The sequence below is a fragment of the Verrucosispora sp. TAA-831 genome, assembly GCF_050780145.1.
Lineage (GTDB): Bacteria > Actinomycetota > Actinomycetes > Mycobacteriales > Micromonosporaceae > Micromonospora.
In genome coordinates this window covers 4,589,378-4,614,835 of sequence record NZ_CP192240.1, presented here as the reverse complement: position 1 = coordinate 4,614,835, position 25,458 = coordinate 4,589,378, and the positions used below count along the sequence as shown (strand labels likewise).

The following is a 25,458-nucleotide window of genomic DNA, read 5'->3' as shown; positions in this document are numbered from 1 at the left end:
TCAGACAACTCACCGTCCAGTTTGTTAGCGGGGCGCCAGCACCGGCATCCGTTTCTGCGCCGTGTCGATGATCGGGGTGCCGACCTGCACCGGCGAGTCCGAATCCTGGGGGCCGTCCGGCTCGGCAAGCCGGTGCGTCGCCCGCAGGGCCCCGGCAAAGTCGTCAGATGATGCCGAGCAGTGTCAGCGGGCGGGTGCTGTCGCGGGCGTGGTGTCGGTTGGCGGCGGCGATGTTGGTGATCCCGGTCAGGCGTAGGGCGCTGATCGCGGCGTTGCGGAGGGCGGCCATGATTTCGGGGCCGGTGCTGGTGCGGATCTGGCTGCGGTCTTCGTCGTAGGTGACGTCGCGTACCCAGTGGACCTTGTTCTCGATCGACCAGTGCCCGCGGATCCAGCCGGCCAGCTGTGCCGGTTTCGCCTGGTGGGGTCGGAGGTCGGTGATGGCGTAGACGGTTTCGGTAGTGAAGCGTTTCGGCTGGTCCAGGCGGCGTCTGCGGCGGCGGATCTGGATGGCCTGGGTGGCGTGCGGGAAGTCGATGCCGGTGGAGATCGTCAGGATCTTGCAGCTGCGGATCTCGCGGCGACCGTGTCCGCGGTCGGTGTCGCGTGCGGCGTCCGGGACTGCCCGCCAGGGCAGTGCGGTGAGCTGGGCGTGTAGGTGGGGCTGGTTGCCTTTGACGGTGAGGATCCAGTGCGCGCCGCGTTCGGCGAGGTAGGTGACGTGTTCACGCTGGCAGTGCAGGGCATCGGCGGTGATCACCGTATCGCGTAGGTCGCTGATCTGGTCGAGCAGCGGCGCGAACCGGGTGATCTCGTTGGTCTTGCCGTCCACGTCGATGCTGGCCAGGACCACACCAGCGGCCTGGTCGCAGGCGGTCATCACGTGCCGGGCCGGAGTGTCGGTGGTACGGGAGCCGCGCAGGGCCTTGCCGTCGACGGCGATCGCCCGGCCGGCCGTCGAGGTGGTGGCGGTGGCCCGACCGGCGAGCCAGACACCAATCGCCGCAGTCAGTAGCTGCGGGTCCATGGCCTGCAACAACCGACGGATCATCGCTTCCGACGGGCGCCGATCCGGGGTCATGCCCAAGGCGAGAGCCGTTGCCGCCGGCACGTCGGCGACCCATTCGGCGATCGCCGTGTACGAGCGGTAGCCGGCGACCACGGCACACACCGCTGCGGTGACCACGACGGTCAGCTGGTGCCGGACACCTCGCCGGGCTCGTGGATCAGGCAGACCAGCGAGCGCTTCGGGCAGCCCACCAGCGGTTTCGGCAACGGTCAGAGCCGGTGCGCAGGACAGGGACGAGATCAGCGATGATGGCAGTGCGGGCATGACTCACTTCGGCGATCAGCATGGCGTAGGAACCTTGATGATCTTCTGAGCCGGTCATGCCCGTCTTGCTGCCACCACCAACGGCGCTTCTACTCCAAGCCTCACAAGTCAGACACCGTCACGACTTTGCCGGGGCCCTGCGTCGCCCGCTTGGACGTTCTGCTCGACGTCGCAGAGTTCAGTAGCTGAGTCCGCCGGTCCAGCCGCGTGGCTGCTTTCTAGGGTGCGTCTCACGCCGGGTGCCATGGCTTGCTCTGCTTACACTCTGTCTCGCGAGGAGCCGGAGCACCTTGTCCGCGCATCTGCTGTGGAATCGGTGTCAGTTGGATCGGAGTAGCTGCGTGGGGCACGAGGACGAAGACAGCGTCGAGGCGACCGACCTCGAACCCGGGCGTGATGTATACGAGGGAAATAAGCTGCTCCGCATCGCGTCTACGATGCCGACCGCCGACGTCGAAGTTGTGCGGCGGCACCTGTCGGAGATGGACAACTTCAGAGAGCTCGCAACCGATGCGGTCAACGTTCTCGAGAGGCAGCACCAGTCCACGCTCGCGGCCAACATCCGAAGTCAGGAATGGTTCCATCGCGCCTGCCAGGACACGCGGGAGATCCTCCGGGACGTGCTCGCCGGAGACCTGGAATGGGAGCAGCGGCGGTATGTCCTCGACCTGCTGATGAAGCTCCTGCAGACGCAAGGCGAGAAGGACACGGAGAACAAGAGCCTGCTCAAAACGCTGTCTGACAAGCTGTCCAACAAGACGGTGGTGATGGGAGGCCTCGCCGCCGCCACCCTCCTGGCAGCGACGGCCATTGCTCCTAAGGCGGCGCGGCAGATCGGGCAAGTCATACGAAGAGCTTGACCTCGAATACGATCGATGGGACCGGCCTCCGTGCCGACCTGGTCGGCGAGGGCGTTCGGGTGCTCGCCGGCCTGCTGGCCGAGCCAGGTGGCGTACTCGCCCGCGCGGCCCGGTACGCCTTGGTGGTATTGGTGCCATGACCGACCTGGCCCGCCTTGCTGGCACCACCACCGGCCGCTCTCCCACGCCATCACGTGAGCTAGTGGGTGCGGCTGTCCGTGCAGACGCCTTCGGCCAGGTCGCCTAGTGGCAAACCGACAGCGTGCACGATGCCGTGCAGGACGCCGATCGTGCTGATGCAGCCCTGCTCGACCTCAACCACGAACCGCCGTCGTGCAAGTCGAACCTTTCGACGTTTCTCGGCGAAGGGCACCATGGAGCGGTGAACGCCGACCTGCGCGACGATCTTGTGAGGGCGTCGCTCGTGATGACGACCGTCGACGATGCTGGACAGCGACGCGAGGCAGTGGACTGGTTCATTGCGGCCCGGCCTGCGTTGATGGAACTCGTCAAGACTGGTGCGCCGGATGCAGTGGAGCTGCTGAATTCGATGATCCCCTTTCTGGTGGTGCTTAAGGATTGGTCGACGCTCGCCGATCAGAGCGAACGAGGCCGCCGCCTAGCGGTACTCGCCGACCATCTCCTGATCTTCACCCAGAATCTTGGCATAGCCCTACAGCATCTTGAGCGTGACGTGGCGGCGGAGCGGATGTTTCGCGAGGTCGTTGACGTGGCCGAACGATTCGGCGCGGACGGCTTGCGCGCCCGGGCCCTTGCCCACCTCGGTCAGCTGCGACGGCAAGCGCGCCTCTATGACGAGGCGGCGGATCTGTATCACCGGTCGGCCCTCGCCTATCGCGCGTGCAGTGACCGGGCCGGTGAGGCGCGTGCCCTCGGCGACGTCTCACAGATGGCTGACGCGACGGGGTACCACGAGGCAGCGATCCGGTACGCCGAGCAGTCGCGGGAGCTGTTCCGGGGCGCTGGCGATCTCGAGGGTGAGGCACGTGCCGTCCGCGCGCTCGCTGGAGCGCGCATGATCCAGGACCGCGTTCATGCCGCCGCGGAGCTCTTCGACGAGGCGGTCGCCCTGTTCGACGCCGTGCCGTCGCCGTCCGCCGCTGCCGAAGCGGCCTTCGCCGCGAGTGACTTCCTGGCCCGGCGGTGCGGTGATCTTCCCGGTGCCATCCGCTTCGCCGAGCTGGCCGAGGCACGCCTTCCAGAGGACCCTCAGGTCGTCGCGTGGCGGACGCAACTGGAGACGGAGGCGGACCTTCGTCAACTGTGTGCGGCTCCCAGCAGGGTTGCGGGTGAACGGCTGATGGCGGCGCGGCCGTTGCTCCGTACCGAACTTGCTCTTACTCTTGCTCTTCAGCTTCGCCGTGACTGCTCTGCTCGGGACCGCCGCCGGTTGGACATTCTGGTGGCGCATCCGGAATCCGCCCTGGCCGCACGGCTCGACGCGCAATGGCGGTGGCTTCAGGACCTGTCGGGTAGGACCACGCTGCCGGACCGATTGCGTGGTCTGCTACACCGGTCGCTGCTCGACGACGGGGAGCAGAGCGAGATGTTACTGGAGTCGATGATTGCGACCGTGACCGCGGATCGATATCCCGCCGTACACGGCTTGCTCCTCCTCCTGCGGGCGCAGGCGGTCGAGGCCGGTGCGGAAGGCCGCCGGCGCGAAGCCATCGACCTAGCTTCCGCGGGGGCGGACCTGCTGGAACGGGCGGGCGCGGATGAACTGTCCGCCACTGCACTGGCAATGGTGGGCAGTTGGTGGCGTCGGCTGGACGGTCCCGATCCGCGCGGTGAGGCGGACGAAGCGATCCGAGCGCTGCGGCGTGCTCTGCGGACGTGGCGGCGCCGGAGTCATCCCGACGAATGGGCGAGGGCAATGTTGTCGCTCGGCAACGTCTATCGTGAGTACCCTGTGGACCGACGGACGTCCGTACTGCGGGCGCGGGACCGGATCACCGCGGCGCTGACGGTCCTTACCCTCGAGCACGAGCCGGAGGCCCATGCGACCGCGCTGATGAATCTAGGCCTCGTCTGGTCGGCGGAGGAACTGGCGGACATCCCCGGTAGCCTCGCCCGCGCCGAGGAGATGCTGGCTCGGGCGCTCCCGCTGCTGCGTGAGCCCGGCGCGGTGGCCGCATGCCACACCAATCTCAGCCTCGTCCTGCGCGCCCACGTCGAGGGCGATCGAGACGCGAACCTCGACCGGGCGTTGCACCACGCCCGCGCTGCCCAGGCCTATTACGACTCTGAAGGAAGCCCAACGGACCGCGCGGACGCGGCGAATGCCGTCGGCACTGTCCTCATGATGCGAGCCAGCGCGGAAGGCAGACCCGCTCCGGCCGAGGCGGTCCAGAGCTATCGCGGCGCTCTGGCGCTAGTGCCGATCGACCGAGCGCCGATGGCCCACGCGGGCATCGCAGGAAACCTGGCCAACGCCCTGGAGTCATGGGCAACGCAGGATGCGGCGCACCTCGCCGAGGCGGTGCGCCTTTATGAGACGGCTGTGCGGCTGTTCCGGTGCCACGGCGCCGTCGCCGAGGAGAGCAAGGCCAGTCGCAATCTCGCGTACGCGCTGAGCCGGCTACCCGACCCGGACCACGACCGCATCGTCGCGCTTCTCGACCGATGCCTCGCCGGTCGGCCGGTCGCCGAGGTCCCCGAGCAGTGGGTGGAGTCAGCCGTCGACCTCGCGGAGGCCCTTACCGCACGCGGTCGAAGCGGTGATGCGCAACTGGCAACGGACCTGCTCGAAGGCTGTCTCCAACTGGTGATCGCGGGCAAGGCCCTCCACCAAGCTGGCAGGGTTTATATCACCCTCGGGCATCGGTGCGGGGCCACAGAGGACTGGCTGCGGGCGGCGCAATTCTTCCGCGAGGCTGTTGCCGAGGTGGAGAACCGCTACGGCACAGTCGTGGCAGGTTCCGGCCGCGAGGCGGAACTGTCGCGCGCGGCCGGCCTGCACCAGGACGCCGCGTACGCCCTCGCCCGGTCTGGCCGGCTTGAGGAGGCAGTGACGGTGCTCGAGAACGGCAGGGCACGCGAACTCAGCCGATTGCTGGACCGCGACCGCAGTGACATCGACCGGCTGCGCACACAGGCCTCACGACTGGCGGAGGAGTACGAGGCCGCCGTCGCTCTGCTCGCGGACGCGGAGCGCCAGCAACGCATCCTGACGCCCGAGGACGAGGCCCAGCGCTGGCAGGTACGCGGCATGCTGGCCGATGCGCAGGCCCGGCTGCGATCTGTACTGGAGGCGATTCGGTCGCTACCCGGCTTCGCGGACTTCGCAAAGCGACCGGTTGACGCGCCGTTTCGCGCAGCGGCGCCCGAGGAGCCGCTCTGCTACCTGCTTACCGCCCGGCTGGGCAGCGCCGCTCTGCTCGTTACTGCTTCCCGTGACATCATCCCTTGCTTCGCCCCGTTGGCCGTCGACGTCCTTTTCGACACGCTGGTGTCCGCCGAGGCCGCATACGACGACACGGTGCTCGATCTGCTCGGAAGCAGCTTCCTCGGCATGGTTGGCGAGTTGCTCACCGAGCAGGGCGTACCGGCCGTGGTCCTCGTGTCGACGGGACTGCTCGGCGCCCTGCCACTGCATGCCGCGCGCTACCACAGAGCGGGCCGGATCCGTCACCTCATCGACGACGCCGACATCTCTTATACGCCGTCCGCTCGGGCACTGCTCGCTGCGCAAGACGTGACGCCATCCGAGCGGACCCGGCTGCTCACGGTGCGCCCCGACGACGCTTTGCCCCATACCGTCCGAGAGGTCACTGCGGTGCAGAGGCTCTTCAGCGGTCCGGTGCAAAAACTCGTTGGAGCGGGGGCCACCCGGGAGGCGGTTCTCGCCGGGTTCCGCGATGCCACCCACATTCATCTCGCCTGCCACGGCAGCTACGACCCGGTGCAGCCGTTGCGGTCGTGCCTGTACCTCGCAGGACTCGACCATCTGAGCGCACTCGACCTCTTCGACCACGGCCTCCTGCGCGATGTGCAACTGGTCGTCGCCTCCGCCTGCGAGAGCGCGGTCACCGACGTCGCTCGCGCCCCGGATGAGGCGTTCGGACTTCCGGGGCTCCTCGGCTACTGCGGAGCGGCGACTGTGGTCGGCACGCTGTGGAACGTGAACGACAAGTTCGCGGCCCTGCTGATCAGCCGCTTCTACGCACACTACCGGGAGGGCGACACTCCCGCCCGGGCTCTGGCCAGGGCCCAGCGATGGATGCGCGACGCCGGTCTCAAGGACCTAACGCAGTTTGCCGCCGAAACCGGAGTGTCCCCCGGGCCGCGCCTTGTGGCCGCGCTGCCTCAGATGTGGGCTCCCTTCGTGGTGATCGGGAGCTCCCGCAGGCCAATGCAGTCCTGACACTGCCGATAGCAGCCCTTACGAGCTCGGCACCGGCGCGGACACGCGTGCCCACACCGCCACTCGGTCAGGATGGAAGCCGCACAGAACGTGTGCTGCGGTGTGCAGTGCGCCTGGCGTCTCGCCTGCGCTGCCCAGTGCACGGCCAGGGCACCCTCGGAGCCGCTCCGGCCACATGTCGGCTCTGCCCGAAAACCGGGGTGGCGTTGACCCAAATTGAGCCGACGGCGTGGCAGTATCCGGCAAATTGAAGGGCAGAGGAGGTGAACCACCTGCCGGTGAGCGCTCGCCCTGGGTTTGCCGTGGAAGAGATCGACAGGCGCGCGCCGGATGTCGGTCGGGTCGTGTTGTCAGCGCCGGCTGAACTTCAGGCGGAGCGGACAGGTCGAACCACCAGAACGTCCCGGACGGGCCAGCATCGACTGCCAGCCAGCGCGCCAGGCTCCAAACCGCCCTCCGGCGAGCGCATAGACGGAGTAGACGTTGCAGGCGCGACGAGCACTCCGATACCGGCGGCAGCGTGGCGAGCATGCCTGACGGTTTGACCTGTCAAGGCGGCACCGATGCCGACGGGCGTCCCCGCGCCCTCCTGGGGGTTGCCAGCAGCGCATTAGTTCTGGCGTTGCCGGTTCGGCCGGTACCCAAACCTGGAGCTTCGGCGCTGTTACGAGGCGAACAACCTGAGCACCGCAGTCACAGCCAGCAGGACGAGCGCCAGCATCAGCGCGGCGATCGCGGTGTTCACCGCGCGATACTTCCGGCTCGCCACGGTCGCATTGCCCCAGATCTGCCCGGATATCTCCGTGAGCAGGGCCGGGCGGTCTGCGATCAGCTCTGCGAAGGCTCGGGCGTACGCGTGGGTGTCGCGTGGGAAGCGGTGCGTGATGCCGCGGTAGTAGAGCAGGCTCACCGGCGCCGGCCCGACGGACACGCGAGGACGCAGCGCTATTCCCGCGCTGACAGCGGCCACCACGACTGCGGCTGCGGTAATCGATGCCACAACGGCGAAGGCAACCCCTGGCTTCTTCGCCTGGCTGACGAGAGCGTAAAGCAGTCCGGCAACCACCCCGGTAGACGCAAGCGTGGCGGCGGCCTTGGTTTCGGCATGCTTGACCCACTCGACCACGAGCATCAGGGTGCGCCAGGCGTTGTCTGCCGTCGGAAGTTCAGGCGGTGGCGGCGGCGAGGAGACAGGCCGCTGCTGACCTGGCGAGCGTCGTAGAAAGCCCATCCGATACCTCTCACTCTCATGGTCGTACCGAGCCGATCCACACCCAGGCGAATCCGGTGTACTCCTTCACTTTGACGAGATGGCGTTCGAACCGCTCGGGTGCTAGCCGCGCCCAACCGGGGCGAATCACGAACCGGTGCAGCGTGTCCGACACCATGGCGACCAGGTCTACCCCGGGATTGCCGCCGACGGCTTGGCGCAGCGGGGAACTGTTGAGCAGGCGAGAGATCTCGAGTATGGCTTCGCCGGAGAACCCTAGGTCGCCTATGCCGGCAAGGCCAACCGAGATGGCCACCCGGAGGCGGATCCGGTCCTGGTAGCGCGCGTTGTCGTCGGCCAGTTCGCGGTCGAAGCCATCTAGGAGCATCGGCAGCGCTTTGTGCAGCTGAATCTGCGAAGGCAGGAACACGTTCATGCCGTCGCCGGTGTGCTGACGATCGGTGTCAGTCAGGCGGAGGCCGAGGCCCTGCGCTACCCGGTGGCACATTTCGGCGAGCCGCTTCTGCGCGTCTGCCTGGGCCGGCCCGGAGCGGCCGCTGTACCCTACGATGTCCACGCCGAAGCCCAACCGCAGCTCGAGCCTTGAGCCTTCCTCGTTGTCATCGGCGGCCGGGTCGGCCGGTGGAACGGCCAGGACCGAAGGCACCGCGTCAGCGCTCATCTGTCCGGGGTCGAGGAGTAGGCCTCGCACAGCCTTAACCTGCTCCAATAACGTCTCCAGGTAGGAGATGTCATCCGGAATTTGCCGGCACAGCCATTCGCCAAGAGACCGGTCCCCGCCGATTGGACGGTCGTACGCCGAATGCATATTGTCCAGCGCGATGTCGACCGTGCGGAGCATCGTCCGTAAGGCGGACAGTGTGTTGATCAACCGCAGCTCGTCCGTGCGAGGCATGGTGATCGGGTCCGGGCCGGACGCCCGGTTCAGTCGGGCGGTGATCTCCGCCTCGAGTCGGCGCAACGGGCGGCCATCGCCACGCACCCGGTCCTGATAGCGCAGCTTGGTCGCGTGCAGCAAGTACCGGCCCAGGGGCGGAAGCACAGAGGTGCCGTCGCTCCACGTGAAGCCGCTGAGTACATCGTCGTCCTGCCCAGTGGCGAGAACGACGAACCGGCGGTGGGAGCCGTTGCCAGCCGCGGAAGCCTCCCAGACAGCGAGGTCGTGCGGGCCGCGGTGCACGTCGGTCCACCAGTCGGGCCTGTCGGCCGGATCTGCCGGCAGGGCGGCACGGACCGCATCGGTAAACGTCGCGACTTCTGGACTGGGGCTCGATGACTTCGCCTGAAAGATCACCGCGAGCCCGAGGAAGGCACCGGTGCCGTCCGACGCGAGCCTCTGCCACCACCGATCGAAGTCGGTCCATCCTGGACCGCTCTCTTGGCCGCTGCGCGGACCAGCGAAGGCAACTGAAAGGTTCAAGACGTCGTGTTCGCGGCGCACAATAGCCTGATAATTGATGCCCGGATCCTGCCGGCCCGCCAGCACCTGGTCCGCGCCGACCTTCGCAACCGTTTCGGGCAGCTCCGTAGGCACGCGCGGAATCGGCTCGGTCATCACCCGCCGACACCGGTGCCAGATGTGACCCAGCTGACGCCAGGCCACACCGGCGTTCGGGCCGTCCAGAGGCGCGAACAGATGCGCCACGAACTCCTGTTCAACGAGTGCTGGAGGCACGCTCACCGTCCGGCCGGTCGTCCGCCGTCACGTCTGTCCGCGGCGCGATGCCGTCGAGGGCGTGCACGAGCCGGTTCTGGCGATCCCGAACCGGCGCACTCGGCTGACTCGCCGGCTTCGTTCCGATGCCGCGCAGCCGGACAGGACCTTGCACTTCCAGATCAGCGGTCGCAGCTCGCAGCCCCGCCGCGTCACCAGCTGCGAACGCCTCTTCCATTGCCCGCAGGATCTCCTCAACCCGCTCCCATCGTTCTGGGGTGAGTCGCCAATCCGCCAGGTCTCGCAGAACGTTGAGTGCATCGGTGACAGTCTCCGGATCCCACCGAGTGTCCATAGTCGCTTACTGTATCCGGGCCGCGACAGCTCGGGATCATCCGAAGCGGGCGGGATGGTCGGCACCCAGGTGCAGGTGGGCCGCCCAAGCCGTCGGCCACTCCGGGTACCTGTCATAGAGCTCCGAGACGGTCGCCTGCAGCGCCCGGGCCGGGGTCGCGCCCCGCATGTGCGCATATACACGGTCGGCGGCGCGAACCGCCACGGGGTCCGGCACAGGCCAGAACGTCGCTATGACGTCCGCAAACCCGGCCCATTGCAGTGCTGAGGCGAGATGGATGTTCTCGTCAGGAAGACTGGGACCGCCTCGCGCGGTCGAGCAGGCAGATAGGTAGGCGAGCGACCTTGTTCGCGTCGTCGCGATCCGGAGCGCGAAGAGGTCACGGACGCGCAGTGGGCCGTCGTGTAGCGAAAGATGACTGTCCGATGGGCGAGCCAGATCCGTGGTCGCGTGGCAGGCGAAGTGCGCCCAGTCCGCTTCGGCGAGCAGATCGAGAACCCGTTGCCGGGTCGCTCTCTCTGCGGCGACCGCGACGGTGGCATCGCCGAGGTGCCGGGCGACGATGTCCGCCTCCCGTCGTGCCCCCGGCAATGCGAGATCATCCTCGCTCTGCGGGACGGCCACGGTTAGCGGACTGCTTACCGGGCGCGGTGCGCCGGACCCGAGACTGCGTAGCGTCGTGGCGTACGAGCTGACCACTTGGTGTAAGGCTGACCTAGCCGTGCCCTCTCCAGCGCGATGGTGCCCGGCAGCATGCAGGGGAAGGAAGGACAACGGACCGGTCGGCATCCACCAGAGCCGCATAGGCACACCGATCTGCCCGCACCGGGCGAGCACAGGTCCGATCACGACGTCCCAGAGCCAGGCCAGCGTCTCCAGCAGACGCTCGTCAGTGATATCCGACAGGCCCGACGCGTGCCCGGCGACATCACCCATGGTGAGACCCGGCAGCGGAACAAGTCGGGTGGCCGTGGACGTCAGGACCAACGCGTCACACCGCTGCGGTGCAACGTTGACGATCACCACTGTCCGGTCACCGAGCCCTGCGCGCAGCGCGGCCGCCCGCGGCGCACGCAGGAAGTCCTTGAGCTGGGCAGTGGCGCGGATCTCCGCGAGTACGGCGTCACGCTCCAGCACGATGCTGTGCCGGCTCCCGACAGCTGGGGAGCCTTCCCGCTCGCCCGATTCCAGCAGCCTGTGCAGCGCGTCGAGACGATCCGCGAGTTCGGGCACGTGCCGGCGCACCTGGTCAGTTCCGGCTGTGGCGCCCAGCGCCTGGGCGATCATGACGCCACGGCCGCGTTCCAACACTTCGACTGCGGTGTCCAGGTCGCCGAGCTCAATCGCGCAGGCAGCTGCGGTCGTGGCGAGGGCTGGGAACCGCCCGAGCAGGCGTTCTTGGTCGTCCCGGCCCAGGCCAGGCCCTGCGACTAGGTCGAGCAGGTCGATCGCGCGGGCGAACCGGTCAAGTGCCGCACGGTTGTCGCCGGCGCGTAACCGCAGGTGCCCGAGGGCCTGCGCAGCGAGGGCACGCGACTGAGCTGGCGCCTCCTGGGTGGAAACCAGCCGTTCGTACGCGCGGGCGGCTTCTTCCTGCGCATCCCGCTCTCCGGTGCGTTGGTGCCCTAGTTCATGCGCCCGGCCGAGGTTCAGCAGCGCCTCAGCGAGTTCCGGGTCCTCCGGTCCCGCCGCGCCAACCGCGTCGCCCAGCACGGCGATCGCACGGGACAGCGCAGCCGGTTCACGTGTCAACGTCGCCGCGCTGAGCAGCACCGAACCCAGGTTCGCGAGGTGCATGAGGCGCTCCGGACGACCAAGCATCGTCGTGTCGGCGGCGATTCTCAGCAACTCGGCGGCCTCGTCCAACACGTCCGGGTCTGCGGTGCTGACTCCCATGCGGTGCAGCGAGTTGGCGAGATCCGCCTGATGACGAGAGTGCTCCGGACCGTCGGGTGGGGACTGCGCGACCACGTCCCGCAGCAACCGCACAGACTCGTCGAGCGCCGCGGTGTCCGCGATCGCGTCGTAGCGGTTCCGCAGGGCGATCGCCAGGTTTCCCCGATATGCCGGGAGGTCTGGATGGTCGTCGGGGAGCAGCCGGACCGCCTCACGCCTAGCCCCGATCGTCTCGTCGAGCGCGACGACATCGCCCGTACGGGTGAACAGCACCCGGCAGCTGGTGGCGAACCAGCTAAGCCAGAGCGGACGGTCCGGATCGTTCGACCGCAGGTCCCGCAGGCAGTAGTGCAACCGGTGAATCGCCTCGAGCAGCGGCTTTTGGTCGCCGGTCGCCTGCGCCAGGGCGGTGAGCACACGGCCTAGTGCCGCGAGGCAGCCCGGCACGGCCGGATGGTCGGGCGGCACGAGCGCGACGGCTGCCCGCGCCGTTTCGAGCGCCTCGGTGAGGTACTTTCGCGCGCCAGTGTGGTCCCAGGCGTACATCAGTGTGTTGGTCAAATTGCTGAGGATCTGTGCTGCGGCGTCTGGTCTATCGGGGACGGCGTCGGCAGCGGCGCGATGCGCCGTTACAGCCTCCGGCAGCAAGTCGATCCGGCTCGTGTGTTCCATCGTGCGCAGTAGGCCGAGGCCCAGGTTGGCCTGGGCCGCGAAGTAGCCGGGCGCATCCGCGTCGAGGTCGCCGGCGGCCGACCGAAGCAGCTGCAGCGCTTCCTCGAGGACACCGTGGCGTCCCGTACGTTCGCTCGTCCGGAGCAGGCACATTCCGAGATGGGAGCGCCAGATCGGGGGAGCCGAGTCGGCCGCGCGGTCGAGCGCTGTCCGATACGCCTGTTCGGCCGCCCGCATCGGCGCCGGCTCCCCGGTCGCCTCGAAGAGCAAATACCACGCCGTCCCCACGGTGGCGACGTGAGCGGGGGGAGCGGTGCCGGGATTGACCAGTGCCGCCAGCGAGTGTACGGCCCGGCATAGGGCGTCCACGTCGCTGTCCTGACGGGCCTGCTGGACCATCTGACGAGCCCGCGTGTACGAGGCTTCGGAATCTATCATGGCTCACATTCCGTAGTGGATGACAATTGCCCCAAAGTGTTGGATGATTCCGTACTCGTGCCGAAACCTTCGCGTTAGCAGCGTTTACGACCGAGGTGGAATCATTCAACCCGTACCTCTTGCTAATACGGCTCGCCTCCACCTTGGACACCAGCAATAGCCGCCCGACCCGGGAGGGAATCTGGGCGGCTTTCCTGGCAAGAATCCTCGTGACCCTGGCCCAAGCCTCCAGTTCTTGCCGGAGCCGATGGTTCCCGATCGGGAGTCGCTGGTTGTTCGCGATGCGAGGTCGAGCTGGCCTTTCAGGCTCCGCATCGTTCTTTGCACGATAGCGTTCTGCGCCCGCAGGACGTCGGGGCGGCTCCGGGTGGAAACACCTCCTTGCGGGCGGGGGCAGGCGCGTCGTCGGGCAGCCAACCTCTCGGCGGATTTCGGGGTAGCGCCGCGACCGCCCGGTGTTGCGCGACGGACGGGCGGACAGCCATGGCGTGGGGTCCACGGACGGCATGCCGCAGGAAGCCGCGACGCTCAAGCGCCTCCAGTTAGACGATCCCGACCTCGTGGCCGCAGTGCTAGCCTCAGCCCTTCGTTAAGGGTTGTCCAAGGAGTGGACCGAGAACGAAGAAGTGCCTTCTGATCAGGGAAAATAGGGCTTGTCGAAGGTCCCATAGTCCCGCCACGGAAGGCACTTGCAGGGTGAAGGCTACCGCAACACGTCCGAAGATCATCGTGACTGGAGACGGGCGGGGCGTGGTCGGTCATGCCGGTGCCCGGCTGCTCGCTGATCTCGCCGATGCCACCGGGTTGACCAGCGCGTTCAGTGAGGCCATGGCGGGTCTGCGGCAGCGTCGCAGCGGTCATGATCCGGGCCGGATCGCTGTCGATCTGCGGTGATGATCGCCGATGGCGGTGAGGCCATCGCTGACTTGGCCGTGCTGCGTGACCAAGCGGCTCTGTTCGGGCCGGTCGCCTCCGCCCCCACGGCCTGGCGACTGTTGTCACGACTCGACGAGACGCTGTTGGCGCAACTGCGTGTGGCGCGGGCCCGAGCTCGGAAGGTCGTCTGGGCCCAGTACGCCGAGGTCCGCGGTCACCTGCCGCAGCCTGCGGTCGCCGGCCAGCTGGTCGACGGCCTGGTCCTGGACATCGACGCGACCATCGTGATCTGCCACTCGGAGAAGGAAGCGGCGACCCGCACCTGGAAGAAGACCTTCGGCTACCACCCGTTGCTGTGTTTCCTGGACAACACCGGAGAAGCTCTCGCCGGGCTGCTGCGCGAGGGCAGGGCCGGTTCCAACACCACCGCCGACCACATCACCGTCCTCGACCACGCCCTCGCCCAGGCCCTCGCCCAGATCCCCGACGCCTACCGGCACGGCACGCCGATCCTGCTCCGCGCCGACGCTGCCGGGTCCAGTCACGAGTTCCTCGCCCACATCCGCAGCCTGCGGGACCAGCACCTCGATATCCGGTTCTCGGTCGGCGCCGCGATCACCGAACCCATACGCGAGGCGATCCGGGCCGCAACTGGTTGGATCCCCGCCGTCGACACCGACGGTGAACTGCGCGAACACGCCGAAGTTTGCGAGATCAGCGGCCTGTTCGACGCCGGCGGCTGGCCTGAGGGCACCCGCTTCCTGGTCCGCCGGGAACGCCCGCACCCCGGTGCCCAGCTGTCGCTGTTCGACACCGTCGAGGGTTGGCAGCACCAAATCGTCGCCACCGACACCCCGCCCGGCACCGGCAGCATCCAGTTCCTGGAAGCCCGCCACCGGGCTCACGCCCGGATCGAAGACCGCATCCGCACCGGGAAAGACACCGGCTTCGGCCGGTTCCCGTCCCGACTGTTCGCGATCAACCATGCCTGGCTCCAACTCGCGCTGACCGGCATCGACCTGCTCGCCTGGACACAGAATCTGCTGCTCGACAGTGACCTCGCCACCGCTGAGCCCAAGAAACTGCGCTACCGGCTGCTACACGTCGCAGCCCGGATCACCCGCACCGCCCGCCGAACCCGGCTCGCTATCGCCAACGACTGGCCCTGGACCGACGCATTGACCAGCGCATTCACCGCTCTCGCCGCGTTACCCCGACCCACCGGCTGACCCCGCAGCCCCACACCGCTACCAGCCGACGCGGAGGAACCCGGCCCCACGCCGGGCCCTCAACATGCCGCCAAAACGCCAGCAACCACCTAAATCAGACTCATAGGGAACCAGCTATGCAACCACACTCAAATGAAAGACCGAGGCTAATGTACTGCCGGACGTCACGCTCAAGTATCGTCCGTACGCAGGGACTCCGAAGGGATGCGGTGGGGTGGCAGCAGATTCCGCGCAGACCGCCCCCGTGGGAGCGGCCGGACCGGCTGGCGCGCGGGCCGGGATCAAGACGCGCCGCACCGCGCTCGGCACGCATGTGTTCGATCGCCGAACCGGGATGAACCTATTCATCGATCAGGCGGGGACCGACGAGTCCGTCGCTCTCGCGCCGCGGCAGGTCTCGGTGGCCCTGACCAACGCGTGTGACCTGCGATGTTCCTACTGTTATGCGCCCAAGACACCAGGCCGCCACGACACCGCCACCGTGGTGGCGTGGGCGAAGGAACTCGACGCGCACGGCTGTTTCGGGGTCGGGTTCGGCGGCGGCGAGCCGACACTGGTCACCGGCTTTCCCGAGATGTGCCAACTCGTCGCAGCGCAGACAGATCTCGCCGTCACTTTCACCAGTCACGGTCACCATCTCACGGCCTCTGTCTGTACCCGGCTCGTCGGCGCGGTGCACTTCATCCGGATCAGCATGGACGGCGTCGGGCAGACTTACGAACGGCTACGGGGACGACCGTTCGGCGCGTTGCTCGACCGCCTCGCGGATGTCGGGGACGTGGCGCCGTTCGGCATCAATGTCGTGGTCAACGAGCGGACGGTGCACGAGCTCGACCAGGTCGCCGACGTGGCGACGCAGGCCGGTGCGCGCGAACTCCTGCTTCTCCCGCAGCAACCCACAGCCCGCTGGCACGGCATCGACCAGGCCACCCTGTCAGAGATGCGGGCCTGGCTAAACCGCTATCGGGGACCGCTGGCGGTCACGATCGGCGCGACCGGCATCCAAGGGCTGCCGGTGACCGCGCCGGTCCCGGGAGAGCAGCCACTGGACGCCTACGCGCACATCACCGCCGACGGCGTCCTGAAGAGATCCTCGTACCAAGCCGGCGGATCGCCGATCGGAGAGGACGGAGTCATGGCCGCCCTGTCGGTCCTGCGGACCACCGGAGCTACCCCGTGAGGATCTGGTGGGGATACGGCTCCGAACACTCCATGAACCTCGTCATGGTCGGCAAGTTCGCCTCCGCGGGCGAGGCGGGCGCCGTGAAGGAGCTCATCGACCGGCTGGCCTCCGGCGTCCAAGACGACCTCGACGCCGGCAGGATCGAGTACGGCCAGCCGCCGTCCCGGTTCAGTGATTCGATGCTCGCCCTGCTCCAAGCCCTCGAGGTGCACAGCCTCGGCCCGGCCGAACTCGAACAGCTGGCGTACAGCGCCAATGTCGTGGCACGCGGGGACTCGGTGGTGATCCGTACCGACGAGACCGAAGTCCAGGCCTACATCAAGATCCTCCTCACCAAGGGCGCTCGCATCGAGATGTTCTCCGCCCACGACTTCCCGGAGGAGGGAAAGCGCCTCGACGAGGACGGTGTGCGACGCAATGGGTAGCGTCGGCTGGGACACCTTCGGCCGGTTGCCGGGCGCCGCCACCTACAACTTCGAGATGCTTTGCCGCCATCTGATGCACCGCCACTACGGTGCGCGCGGGGATTTCAAGGCCACCGCCAATCAGGCTGGCATCGAGTTCCATCTCAGACTCGACCAGGACTGCGCGCTCGGCGAGGCGGGTCGGTGGTTCGGCTGGCAGTGCCGATGGTACGAGCTCCCGCCAGGGCGGGCGATCGGCACCACCCGAAGAGACAAGATCGAGAAGGCCGTCAAGGACACCGTCCGCGATCTGCCGGGCCTGACCGACTGGGTGCTGTGGACACGCCATCCCCTCACCAAGAAGGACCAGGATTGGTTCTACGAGCTGAAGCCGATCGCCGGCAACATGCGACTTACCCTGTGGACCAGCGCGAACGTCGAGGAGCATCTGGCCGGCCCGGGGCAGCTGTACCGAGAGACCTACTTCGGTGAACTCGTCCTGACCCGGGAAACCCTGCGGGAACTCCACGCACGTGCCGTCGCCCCGGTCCGTTTCCGCTGGCTGCCCGAAGCTCACCAGCCGGTCAACGCCGAACGGTCCATTCAGCGGATGCTCGGCGACCGCGGCGCGCGGACGCAGCTCAGCGCCGCCGCATCGACACTCGAGATCCCGGGCGCCGGGCTACCGGCCGACGTACCCGCTGCTCTGCGTGACGAGACCGAGGCGTTCGTCGCGACGCTCGCCGCCAGCCGTGACCAGTGCCTGGCGGTGGCCGCCGACCTCGAACGGGCGGACTGGCAGGCGCTCCGCAGCCGCTGCGTCACTACTCCCCGGGTAAGTACGCAGCATCGCGTGTTGTTGCGCAAGCTGCGCAACGCCCGCAGCGCGGTGGCGCTGCCGGCGACCAATGCGCTGGACGACCTGGACAAAGCGCACGCCCTAATCATGGTGATCGCGGACCATATTGACGTCCGGCTGGTCGCGGTCGTTGCCGACGCGGGTAACGGCAAGACCCACCTCGCCGCCCAGCTCACCGCCGACGGCGGCGATCGTCCCGCGGGCATCTTTCTGCACGGCCGTCAGCTCGGCACCCGGGACACCCTCGACGATCTCGCGCAGACGGTGTCGATCGGTGGCCGGGCCTGTCCGACCATGGAGGCTCTGCTAGCCGCGCTCGATGCCGCCGGCGAACGCGCCCAGCGGCGGCTTCCGCTCGTGATCGACGGACTGAATGAGGCGGAGGACCCCCGCGGCTGGAAGTATCTGCTCGGCGCTGTCGAGCCGCTCCTGGCCCACTACCCGCACGTGCTGCTGGTAGTGACGCTGCGCAGGAGGTTCGTCGACGAATGCCTGCCCGCGGGAACGCGGCAGCTGACGATCGACGGGTTCGGCAGCGACCGACAGCCGGCGCTCGACCGCTATTTCGCCCACTACCGGATCGACACAACGGACGCTGACCTGCCGGAACAGGTCGTTGACAAACCGTTGACGCTGCGCCTGTTCTGCGAGGTGACCAACCCCGACCGGCGCGAGGTCGTCGGCCTGGAAGCCATGCCCGGCTCGCTCACCGCGGTCTTCGACCGATACCTGGACCAGGCCGCCGATCGCATCGCCCAGCTGGCTCCAGCACACCGCCGGGTCTACGCCGCCGACGTGCACGTAGCACTGACGAAGATCGGAAACCTGCTGTGGGATCGGCGCGCCAACGGCATCGAGTTCGAGCGGCTCCGGCAGCTGGTCGACCAGGATCCGCACTGGGACTCCAGCATGGTCGGCATGCTGGAGCAGGAAGGCATTCTTCTGCGCGCGCCGATACGCGCACACCCCGGCAAATTCGGCATGATCATCAGTTTCGACGAGCTGGCCGGGCACATCATCGCGGACTCGCTGATCGCGGCACGGAACCGTCCAGCCGTCGAAAAGTGGCTCGGCGACCCGGCCACCATCGATGCGCTCACCACCGGCCGCGATGGTGCACACCCGCTGGCCGAGGACATCGTCGCCGCCCTCGCAGGCCTGCTGCCACGGCGCCGACAGCAGCAACTGTGGACCCTGGTCCAGCAGCCGCTGCGCAGTCGTGCGCTCCCGCTGACCACGGCGCTCGAGGCCCGCTACCTCGATGCGGCCACCGTCGACGCACTGGGTAGTCTCCTGTGCGATCCTGGCGCCGATCACAGTCGGCTATTCACCAGCGGGCAACTGCTGCGGGGTGCTCTCTCCCATCCGCTCAACGCGACCTTCCTGCACGACACGCTGAGCGGGATGGAACTCGCGCAACGCGATCTCGTCTGGACGGAATGGGCCCGGTCACGATGGCAGGACCTGGCCAAGGACCTGCGCGATCTGCAGCAGCGCTGGAGCACGGCCGAGACGACCGACCAGCGGGACCACCTGCGCGCCCGGTGGGTGATGTGGCTACTGACCAGCACCCAGCGCAGGTTGCGGGAGCAGGCTACCCGGACGCTGTACTGGTTCGGCCGGCGCTGCCCGGACGAGTTGTTCGCACTCACCCTCGAAGCTCTGAAGATCAACGACCGGTACGTCGGCCAGGGCACCGTCGCGGCGGCCTACGGCGTGGTACTGGCCCACCAGCGCAACGCCACGGACCTCACGGCTCTTCCTGAACTACTCACCGAGCTGCGCGACACGCTGCTCGGACCCACCGCGACCCGACCCACCGATGACTGGCTCATCAGGCTCTACGTCCGCGGGATCATCCAGTTTGCGCACCAGTTCCGGCCGGACGCCCTGCCCGCGGGCATCCCGACACCGGACGACGCCGTGTTCGGCCTTCCCGCGACCGCCGAGCCGCTGCCCGCCGGCGACCCACGCAGTGACGAAGTCAGCGCGGCCCTGCAGCCCGACTTCGAGAACTACACCATCGGCAGCCTGCTCGAGGACCGAGCCAACTACGACCGCGACCATCCCCGCTACGTGCAGTTGCTGGCCGATATCCGAGGCATCATCTGGGCGCTGGGCTGGCGGGAGGCCACCTTCGGCCCGATCGACGACCAGATCGAAAGCGCCACCTACGCCGCCCGGTCCCGCGGGACCGGTAACACCGAGCGCTACGGGAAGAAGTACAGCTGGATCGGCTTCTACGCCACGGCGGGGCGGATGGAAGCCGGCGGCGAGCGCTCCCCGGATCAGGAACGCATCTCCGACCTGCCGGTCGATCCGTCGTTCCCCGACCGTCTGGCACCGCTGCCGGCGACGGTGCCCGACTGGGCGCGAACCAGTCCGCTGCTCGTCGAGGACTGGGTGGTCGACGGTGCCGTCGACCTAGCCCCAGAACTGGTCGAAGCTCCACGGCTCGGCGGGCATGAAGGACCGTGGATCGCCGTCGGCGGGCATCTGGAGACCGGCGCACAGGCAGCCGGCCGAAGCGTGTGGGGCATGCTGTTCGCGCTGCTGGCGACCGAGGCAGACGCCGATGCGATCACCGAAGCGGCCATCGAGGCGAACTACCCCGGGCGTCACTGGTTCCCGGAGCCGCCGCAGGACTACTACACGTTCGCGGGAGAGGTCCCGTGGCATCCGGACTTCGCACGCAACGCCCACGAGGTGTGGCCGGGCAACCCGTACGGCAGGTCAATGAATATCGGCGGTACCGAGGTCGAGGTGGAGGTGCTCGCGCACCGCATCACCTGGCAAGGCTACGACCCGTCCGAGACCGGCATCGGGACGGTTCTCGTCCCGTCGAAGTCGCTGTCGCAGGCGATGCGGCTAAGCGCCGGTCCACAGGCGTTCCACCAGTTCGATCAGGCGGGCGCTCCCGCGAGCCTGTCCTACGGTCCCCCGCCACGGATGACCGGTCACCTGCTGTACCTGCGGCGCGATGTGCTCCAGCAGTACGCCCGGGGACGGCATCTGGTCCTGCTGTGGTGGGGTGAACGGCACCCCCGCCCGTTCCCTTCCCGACGTCCACCATGGGTCGCAGAGGCATGGAAGGCCAACAAGCAGGTATGGCGCGAGGTCCGGCACCTCGACCTTTCGTAGCATCCGGCGCCGGCGCACCGTAGCACGGCGCCGGGACTAAGCATCTACATCAACCAGATCCGCCGAAGTCCCGTCGACACCGCGCCGACCGAAGCCGCCGCCAGGGGCTCGCTTCGCCGAGTTCACCGAGGCGTGGGGCGGCAAGTATCCAGCGATCGTCCGGTTGTGACAACAGGCCTGGGCGGAGTTCGTGCCGTCCCTGGCCTTCGACGCCGCGATCCGTACCGTCGTGTGCTCCACCAACGCCATCGAGAGCGTCAACGCCCGCATCCGCCGCGCCGTCCGCTCTCGCGGGCACTTGCCGAACGAGGCCGCCGCGCTCAAATGCGTCTACCTGGCCGTGATGAGTCGCGACCCGACCGGGCAGGGCCGCCGGCGGTGGACCATGCGCTGGAAACCCGCCCTGAACGCCTTCGACATCGCCTTCGAAGGACGCCTGTCCGCAGGCCGCAAGTAGCCGTCTACAGCCCGAGTTACACCGTTCGTTTGGCCCTGTCTCACTTTCGGTGGTGACGGAGGGTGCTGTTATCCGAGGAGGATGCGGTGGCGGAGCAGGGTGAAGCCTGCTCGTCCGTGCATTTGACGTGCGATTCGTTTGGTTTTGGTGTTGACGCCTTCGGTGGGGCCGTTGCTGTAGGGGAGCGTGAGTGCGGCGTTCACGGCGTCGCGGTCTCGTTCCAGGCCCCTGGTGAAGGCGTGCAGATGAGGTAGATCGACCGCGCGAACCTGCAGGACCCAGTGCGAGAGCCGGTCGGTGTTTCCGGGCTGAGGCGTCAGGAGTTCGGCGAAGCCGGCGACTACGGCGGCGAGTTGGGTCATCTCTGGGCAGGCGGCGGTGAGCCCTGCCAGTAGATCTTGGTGCTCGGGTTTGAGGTTGTCGGGTCTGGTGAGGATCATCCGGGCGAGCCGGCGTGGGGAGATGTGGCTGCGGTCGGCGTCCGCGCGGCCTTGGTTGATGTACTTGTGCAGGAGGTTGAGGCAGCCGGTGAAGCCGAGGCTCTTGATCTCTTCGAAGAGGTGCTTGACGCCGACGCCGGGGTCCTCGGCTCGACGTTTGCGTAGGTGTTCGCGGTAGGGGTCGACGAGGCTGGCACGGTATTTGGGGACGCGGAGCATCCGCTCGGGCCGGTCGGCTCGGGCGTAGCGTTTGACGGTGTTCAGGGCCAACTGCAGGCGGCGGGCGCACTCCAGCAGGCCCACGCCTTGGCCGAGGAGGTCATGGACCTGGTGCCAGCGTTGCTGGGTCGTCTGCGCGCGGGGACCGTCGTAGATGGGTGCGTCCAGGACGGGAGCCCAGCAGGTGCTGTGCGCCTTCACCTCGCTGCGGGCGGCTTCGCATAGGTTGTGCCATAGGTGCCACCTGTAGGCGACCTGCACCGCGTCTGGCAGGGCTCGGCGGATGGCCTCGGCGTAGGTGGCCGAGCCGTCGCGGCATACGACCTGCACGCCGGGATGTTCGCGTAGCCACGCTTCGAGGGTGTCGGCGGTGCGGTCGGTTAGCACGTCGATCCGCTCATGGGTCTCGGCGTCGATCACCACGGTGGCGTAGCGGTGCCGCCGACGCAGAGCGAAATCGTCAACGCCGATCACCCGGGGCGTGCGCCCGATGGGCAACGGGATGCGCAGCAGGGCGCGCAGGGCCGTGTGACGGGACAGGCCCACCGCGAGTATCGCCAGCAAACGCGACCCGGCCCGGCCCGCCAACTCCTTGACCACGGCTTTGACCTGCTTGTTCAGACGGGCTGTGCGGCGCTGGTATCGCTCCAGCACCCCAGGAACCTGTTCGCGGAAGGTGTGGCGGCAGCCGCGCGTCGGGCACACCAGACGCCGTACCCGCACGCGGACCACCACCCGCCGCCCGTCGATCGGAACGTCCGCCACCGTCCGCCAGTGATAGCCGTGGACCCGTCGCGACGAGGCCCCACACCTCGGACAGACCGCGGTGTCCTGCGGCGTCCGGGCCCGCACCACGATCCGCTCACCCTCGTCGGCCACGTCCTCGATGACCAGCGGAGACAACCCCGAGAACACCGTCTGTACAAGCCTGTTGACATCCTCCACATAGGAACAACGACACCGGCCACCCTCCGTCACCACCTAAAGTGAGACAGAGCCGTTGGCGAGACAGGCCCCCTGACCACCTGATCCACGATCTGAATCGCACGCATGTTCGATTGCGGGGCTGTTGCGTGCCCCGTTTGCCGCCGCGGCTGGGATCAGCAGGCGATAGAACGGCCGTACCTGGTCGTGCTGTGACATCGGGGTGGGTGGCTCTCCCGGCCGGGATCTATTGCCCTACAGCAGGGCGGCGGTCAGGGCAGCAATCGCTTTGGCGTCGTTGTCCGTAAGAAGCGCGCGTAGACGGCGGGTCGCAGCATGATACTCGCGTTTGTCCAGTTTCAGGCGATTGATGATGCGGCCCCATTCGACGTCGTCGTCTACCACCTCCGCAAGTGCGGTGAGGGCTGGACGCCCGCCGACGCTGATGGAGAGTTGCCGCAGCAGAGCTGGCCAGCGGATCAGAATCTCCGACGCCACGACGAGGCGGCATGCGAGCTGCACCGCAGCTTGGTATGGAAGACCAGGCTGTGCGTACAGCGCTATCCGAAGGTTGAACTGCCACACGTTAAGCAGGCGCTTGGTTTCCCGACCAGAAACATCAGCGGCAGCTAGGCGTTGCCACAGCGCTGTACGGACCTCGGGGTCGCGTTCGAGGACGTGACTGTCGAGCACTGCCTGCACGGTGGTCGAAGTGTCCGGTGTCAACGGGTCGGTCAGCGCCGGCGAATCACTTCTCGTGAACTGCCCGGGAGTATCCGGTTTTGCGTCGTTGGTGTCGTCGGGTCGGCTGCTTGCGGGCTGGGATCGCACGGGGCCGAGAAGACCGGCGAGGTAGCTGTCGAGGTGTTCTGCGGTCAGGCGCCGTAGCGGGATCGGAAGTTGGATCAGCTTTCGCAGGAAGCTCCATCCGGGCCCAGGGTCATCGCCGAAGGTGATGGCGGTGCTGTCCTTGATGTGGTCATAGATTTGCCCGAGTTGAGCGGCGACGATCGTTTGGTCCAAGCCGATAACAAATCGCGCGCCGCCGAGCGATCCCGACAGGAATAGATTGATGGCTTGTAGGACCTCAACAGCGGCACTCGGCGCGCATCTGTCGAGGTCGTCAACGAAGATGACCAGTTCCCGCCCACTGCGGTTGAGTTTGTCGAGGACGTCTTTGACATCGTGCTGAACCAGGTAGAGGCTCCCGGAACGGGCGTGGTGTAACGGGTCTCGCAGGATTGCGTCGCTTGTGCCTCCAGCGAGGACGTTACTCATAACGGGACCGCTAAACAACTCCTCTGGAATGAATGCCTCCGCCCGACCGAACAGATACCGGGCTCCCGTGTGCCCGAGTCCAGCAGCCAGCAGCGTGGCCGGAATTGCCCACGCCCAGATCATGGCGTCGACCCCGAGCGGGGTGACGTTCGGATTCAGTCGCATGAATTGAATGGCTATAGGTGCGACTAGCGCGAACAATGACAGCCCCAACAGTGGTGAGGATACGCCGCGCCATAAGGCTCGACGTAACGGTGTGATGTCGAGTCGTTGTGCGTTGCGCGCGAGCCAATAGCGTCGTTGCGCTCCCCGGCTGGGACACATGGCGCTGACTGCGGCGTGGGTGATCACTCGCACCAGACCAGCCCAAACTTGCTCGCTTGACTGGTGCGCCCACGGTTCGAACATCGCCACGACAGGTGGGCCGCCACGCTCCTCTGCCGGACTACTCGCCGCTGCTGCTTCTGGTCGGCGCCATACCTTGAGCAGCCAATGGGCGCCCGCCGGTGTGAGCCGCCATGCCTGTCGCCGATCGATGAGACGTTGCCAACGACTTTGGTTGCCCCGCCGTTGCGCAGACCAAGCCGCATCGCGAGCGGTGAGTGCCTGATACACAAGGCGGATCGTGGTCGTCTTTCCCGTGCCCCACGGTCCTTCCACACCGATGACGACCGGCCCGCCAGACAGAGCTCCGTCCGCAGTCGTGGGGTCCAGCGCCTCAGTCAGTACGTTTACCATCGCTGCGCGGCCGAGAAGGTCTTTCTTGGCGGGCGCGTCCGCAAACCCTCTCGTTCCCACAACGGGGCTCGTCGGAGCGACGTCAGTAACGTTGGCCGACTCGACCACCGGAATATCCACCGGCTTCGGGTCAGTTGGCGGCCTGAGCCACTGTCGTTTCACGTGCTCGTCGACGAAGGCGCGGATCACCGGAACCGGAGTGACGATCGCATAGCCAGCGCGGTCGCGGGCCTTGACAATGCCCACGACTCGGTGATTTACCCGGTCAGTCACCGCTGCCCCGGACGCACCGTTGGGGAGTGGGTGTCCAGTGAGACTAAGGGCGCCCCGGGAACCGCGTGTCGGTACGTAACCAGTGGCCGTCATGACCGCTGACCATGCGGCGAAACCGCGTGGTGACCTGTTGCCATCGTCCCCGTAGCCGTGGACTTCGACAGAATCGCCGAGTCCTGCTCGTGCTGTAGCAAGCTGTAGCACGGTGTGTCCACGTAGGCCGGACACGCGTAGTAGCGCAAGATCCGGCGGCGGCGTCAGTGAGCCTTCCCAGGATTCAGGGTCGGCCACCAGGAGCTCCGCCCTATGCCGCTGCCGGGCCTGCCGGACCTGCAAGTAAGTGTCTTTGCCCTGACTCAGGGCCGGTCTCACGACGTGTGCGCAGGTGAGGACCATCTGCGGACCGATGAAGAAGCCACTGCCTAGCGGTTCCCACTCATTATCCCTGGGGCCCCAAATCTCGACGATCGACTCGTCGACTGTCATAGAAGAATCATCCACACGACTGTCCATAGACCATGAGCCATTTTCATCGTGACGGTGCAGGTCGCGGGTGGTGCGGGAGGCCGGTGTCCAGGTAGGACGAGGCTCCCGGTAAGACAGCAATCGAC

The 25,458-nt window shown here is 67.3% G+C and carries 13 protein-coding genes and 3 pseudogenes; 8 read left to right on the top strand and 8 right to left on the bottom strand.

Going from position 1 to position 25,458, the window contains the following annotated elements; genetic code table 11:
• Positions 1-163: 163 nt before the first annotated feature.
• A complete protein-coding gene (locus ACQVFL_RS20385; protein ID WP_431729859.1) occupies positions 164-1,234 on the bottom strand; it encodes an ISAs1 family transposase in 1,071 nt (356 codons plus the stop codon).
• A gap of 440 nt (positions 1,235-1,674) precedes the next feature.
• Here ACQVFL_RS20385 and ACQVFL_RS20380 point away from each other — a divergent pair, with 440 nt between their 5' ends.
• The 3 genes from ACQVFL_RS20380 to ACQVFL_RS20370 all read left to right on the top strand — a co-directional run bounded on the left by ACQVFL_RS20380 (position 1,675) and on the right by ACQVFL_RS20370 (position 6,580).
• Positions 1,675-2,193 (top strand): hypothetical protein, encoded by a 519-nt coding sequence (locus ACQVFL_RS20380; protein ID WP_431727356.1) that lies wholly within the window; start codon positions 1,675-1,677, stop codon positions 2,191-2,193.
• Positions 2,190-2,333: a hypothetical protein gene (locus ACQVFL_RS20375; protein ID WP_431727355.1), complete on the top strand. Its 144-nt coding sequence runs from the start codon at positions 2,190-2,192 to the stop codon at positions 2,331-2,333. The genes ACQVFL_RS20380 and ACQVFL_RS20375 overlap by 4 nt, the downstream gene beginning before the upstream one ends.
• Positions 2,334-2,455: 122 nt before the next feature.
• Positions 2,456-6,580, top strand: a complete 4,125-nt coding sequence (locus tag ACQVFL_RS20370; protein ID WP_431727354.1) for a CHAT domain-containing protein — start codon at positions 2,456-2,458, stop codon at positions 6,578-6,580.
• Positions 6,581-7,244: 664 nt separating this feature from the next.
• On the opposite strand, the gene ACQVFL_RS20365 is transcribed toward ACQVFL_RS20370, so the two are convergent.
• The 4 genes from ACQVFL_RS20365 to ACQVFL_RS20350 form a co-directional block, all read right to left on the bottom strand.
• Entirely contained in the window at positions 7,245-7,706 is a 462-nt protein-coding gene (locus ACQVFL_RS20365; RefSeq protein ID WP_431727353.1) for a Pycsar system effector family protein, read from the bottom strand.
• 121 nt (positions 7,707-7,827) lie between these two features.
• On the bottom strand, positions 7,828-9,456 hold the full coding sequence (locus ACQVFL_RS20360; RefSeq protein WP_431727352.1) for a CATRA conflict system CASPASE/TPR repeat-associated protein: 1,629 nt from the start codon (positions 9,454-9,456) through the stop codon (positions 7,828-7,830).
• A gap of 10 nt (positions 9,457-9,466) precedes the next feature.
• Positions 9,467-9,820: a CATRA system-associated protein gene (locus ACQVFL_RS20355; RefSeq protein WP_431727351.1), complete on the bottom strand. Its 354-nt coding sequence runs from the start codon at positions 9,818-9,820 to the stop codon at positions 9,467-9,469.
• 36 nt (positions 9,821-9,856) lie between these two features.
• Positions 9,857-12,787 (bottom strand): CHAT domain-containing protein, encoded by a 2,931-nt coding sequence (locus ACQVFL_RS20350; protein WP_431727350.1) that lies wholly within the window; start codon positions 12,785-12,787, stop codon positions 9,857-9,859.
• A gap of 735 nt (positions 12,788-13,522) precedes the next feature.
• Here ACQVFL_RS20350 and ACQVFL_RS20345 point away from each other — a divergent pair.
• The 5 genes and pseudogenes from ACQVFL_RS20345 to ACQVFL_RS20325 all read left to right on the top strand — a co-directional run.
• Positions 13,523-14,931: pseudogene (locus ACQVFL_RS20345) on the top strand (IS1380 family transposase).
• A gap of 214 nt (positions 14,932-15,145) precedes the next feature.
• Positions 15,146-16,111, top strand: a complete 966-nt coding sequence (locus ACQVFL_RS20340) for a radical SAM protein (RefSeq protein ID WP_431727349.1) — start codon at positions 15,146-15,148, stop codon at positions 16,109-16,111.
• Positions 16,108-16,539, top strand: a complete 432-nt coding sequence (locus tag ACQVFL_RS20335) for a DUF6375 family protein (RefSeq protein WP_431727348.1) — start codon at positions 16,108-16,110, stop codon at positions 16,537-16,539. Before ACQVFL_RS20340 ends, ACQVFL_RS20335 begins: the two co-directional genes overlap by 4 nt.
• Positions 16,532-20,518 carry a hypothetical protein gene (locus ACQVFL_RS20330; protein WP_431727347.1) on the top strand — a complete coding sequence of 1,329 codons (3,987 nt, stop codon included), beginning with the start codon at positions 16,532-16,534 and terminating at the stop codon, positions 20,516-20,518. Before ACQVFL_RS20335 ends, ACQVFL_RS20330 begins: the two co-directional genes overlap by 8 nt.
• A gap of 69 nt (positions 20,519-20,587) precedes the next feature.
• Positions 20,588-20,975 (top strand): annotated as a pseudogene (locus tag ACQVFL_RS20325) (transposase); the annotation flags it as partial.
• Between the two features lie 68 nt (positions 20,976-21,043).
• Here the strand turns inward: ACQVFL_RS20325 and ACQVFL_RS20320 are convergent.
• The 3 genes and pseudogenes from ACQVFL_RS20320 to ACQVFL_RS20310 all read right to left on the bottom strand — a co-directional run.
• Positions 21,044-22,579, bottom strand: coding sequence for an ISL3 family transposase (locus ACQVFL_RS20320; RefSeq protein ID WP_431727346.1), 1,536 nt, complete (start codon positions 22,577-22,579; stop codon positions 21,044-21,046).
• A gap of 234 nt (positions 22,580-22,813) precedes the next feature.
• Positions 22,814-24,820, bottom strand: coding sequence for a KAP family P-loop NTPase fold protein (locus tag ACQVFL_RS20315; RefSeq protein WP_431729858.1), 2,007 nt, complete (start codon positions 24,818-24,820; stop codon positions 22,814-22,816).
• A 3-nt stretch (positions 24,821-24,823) separates the two neighbouring features.
• A pseudogene (locus tag ACQVFL_RS20310) lies at positions 24,824-25,333 on the bottom strand (S1 family peptidase); the annotation flags it as partial.
• Between the last annotated feature and the right edge of the window lie 125 nt (positions 25,334-25,458).

Bases quoted from the DNA above. Each gene is read 5' to 3' on its own strand.
- ACQVFL_RS20355 (WP_431727351.1), bottom strand. From the start codon at position 9,820: ATGGACACTCGGTGGGATCCGGAGACTGTCACCGATGCACTCAACGTT.
- ACQVFL_RS20350 (WP_431727350.1), bottom strand. From the start codon at position 12,787: ATGGTCCAGCAGGCCCGTCAGGACAGCGACGTGGACGCCCTATGCCGG.
- ACQVFL_RS20330 (WP_431727347.1), top strand. From the start codon at position 16,532: ATGGGTAGCGTCGGCTGGGACACCTTCGGCCGGTTGCCGGGCGCCGCC.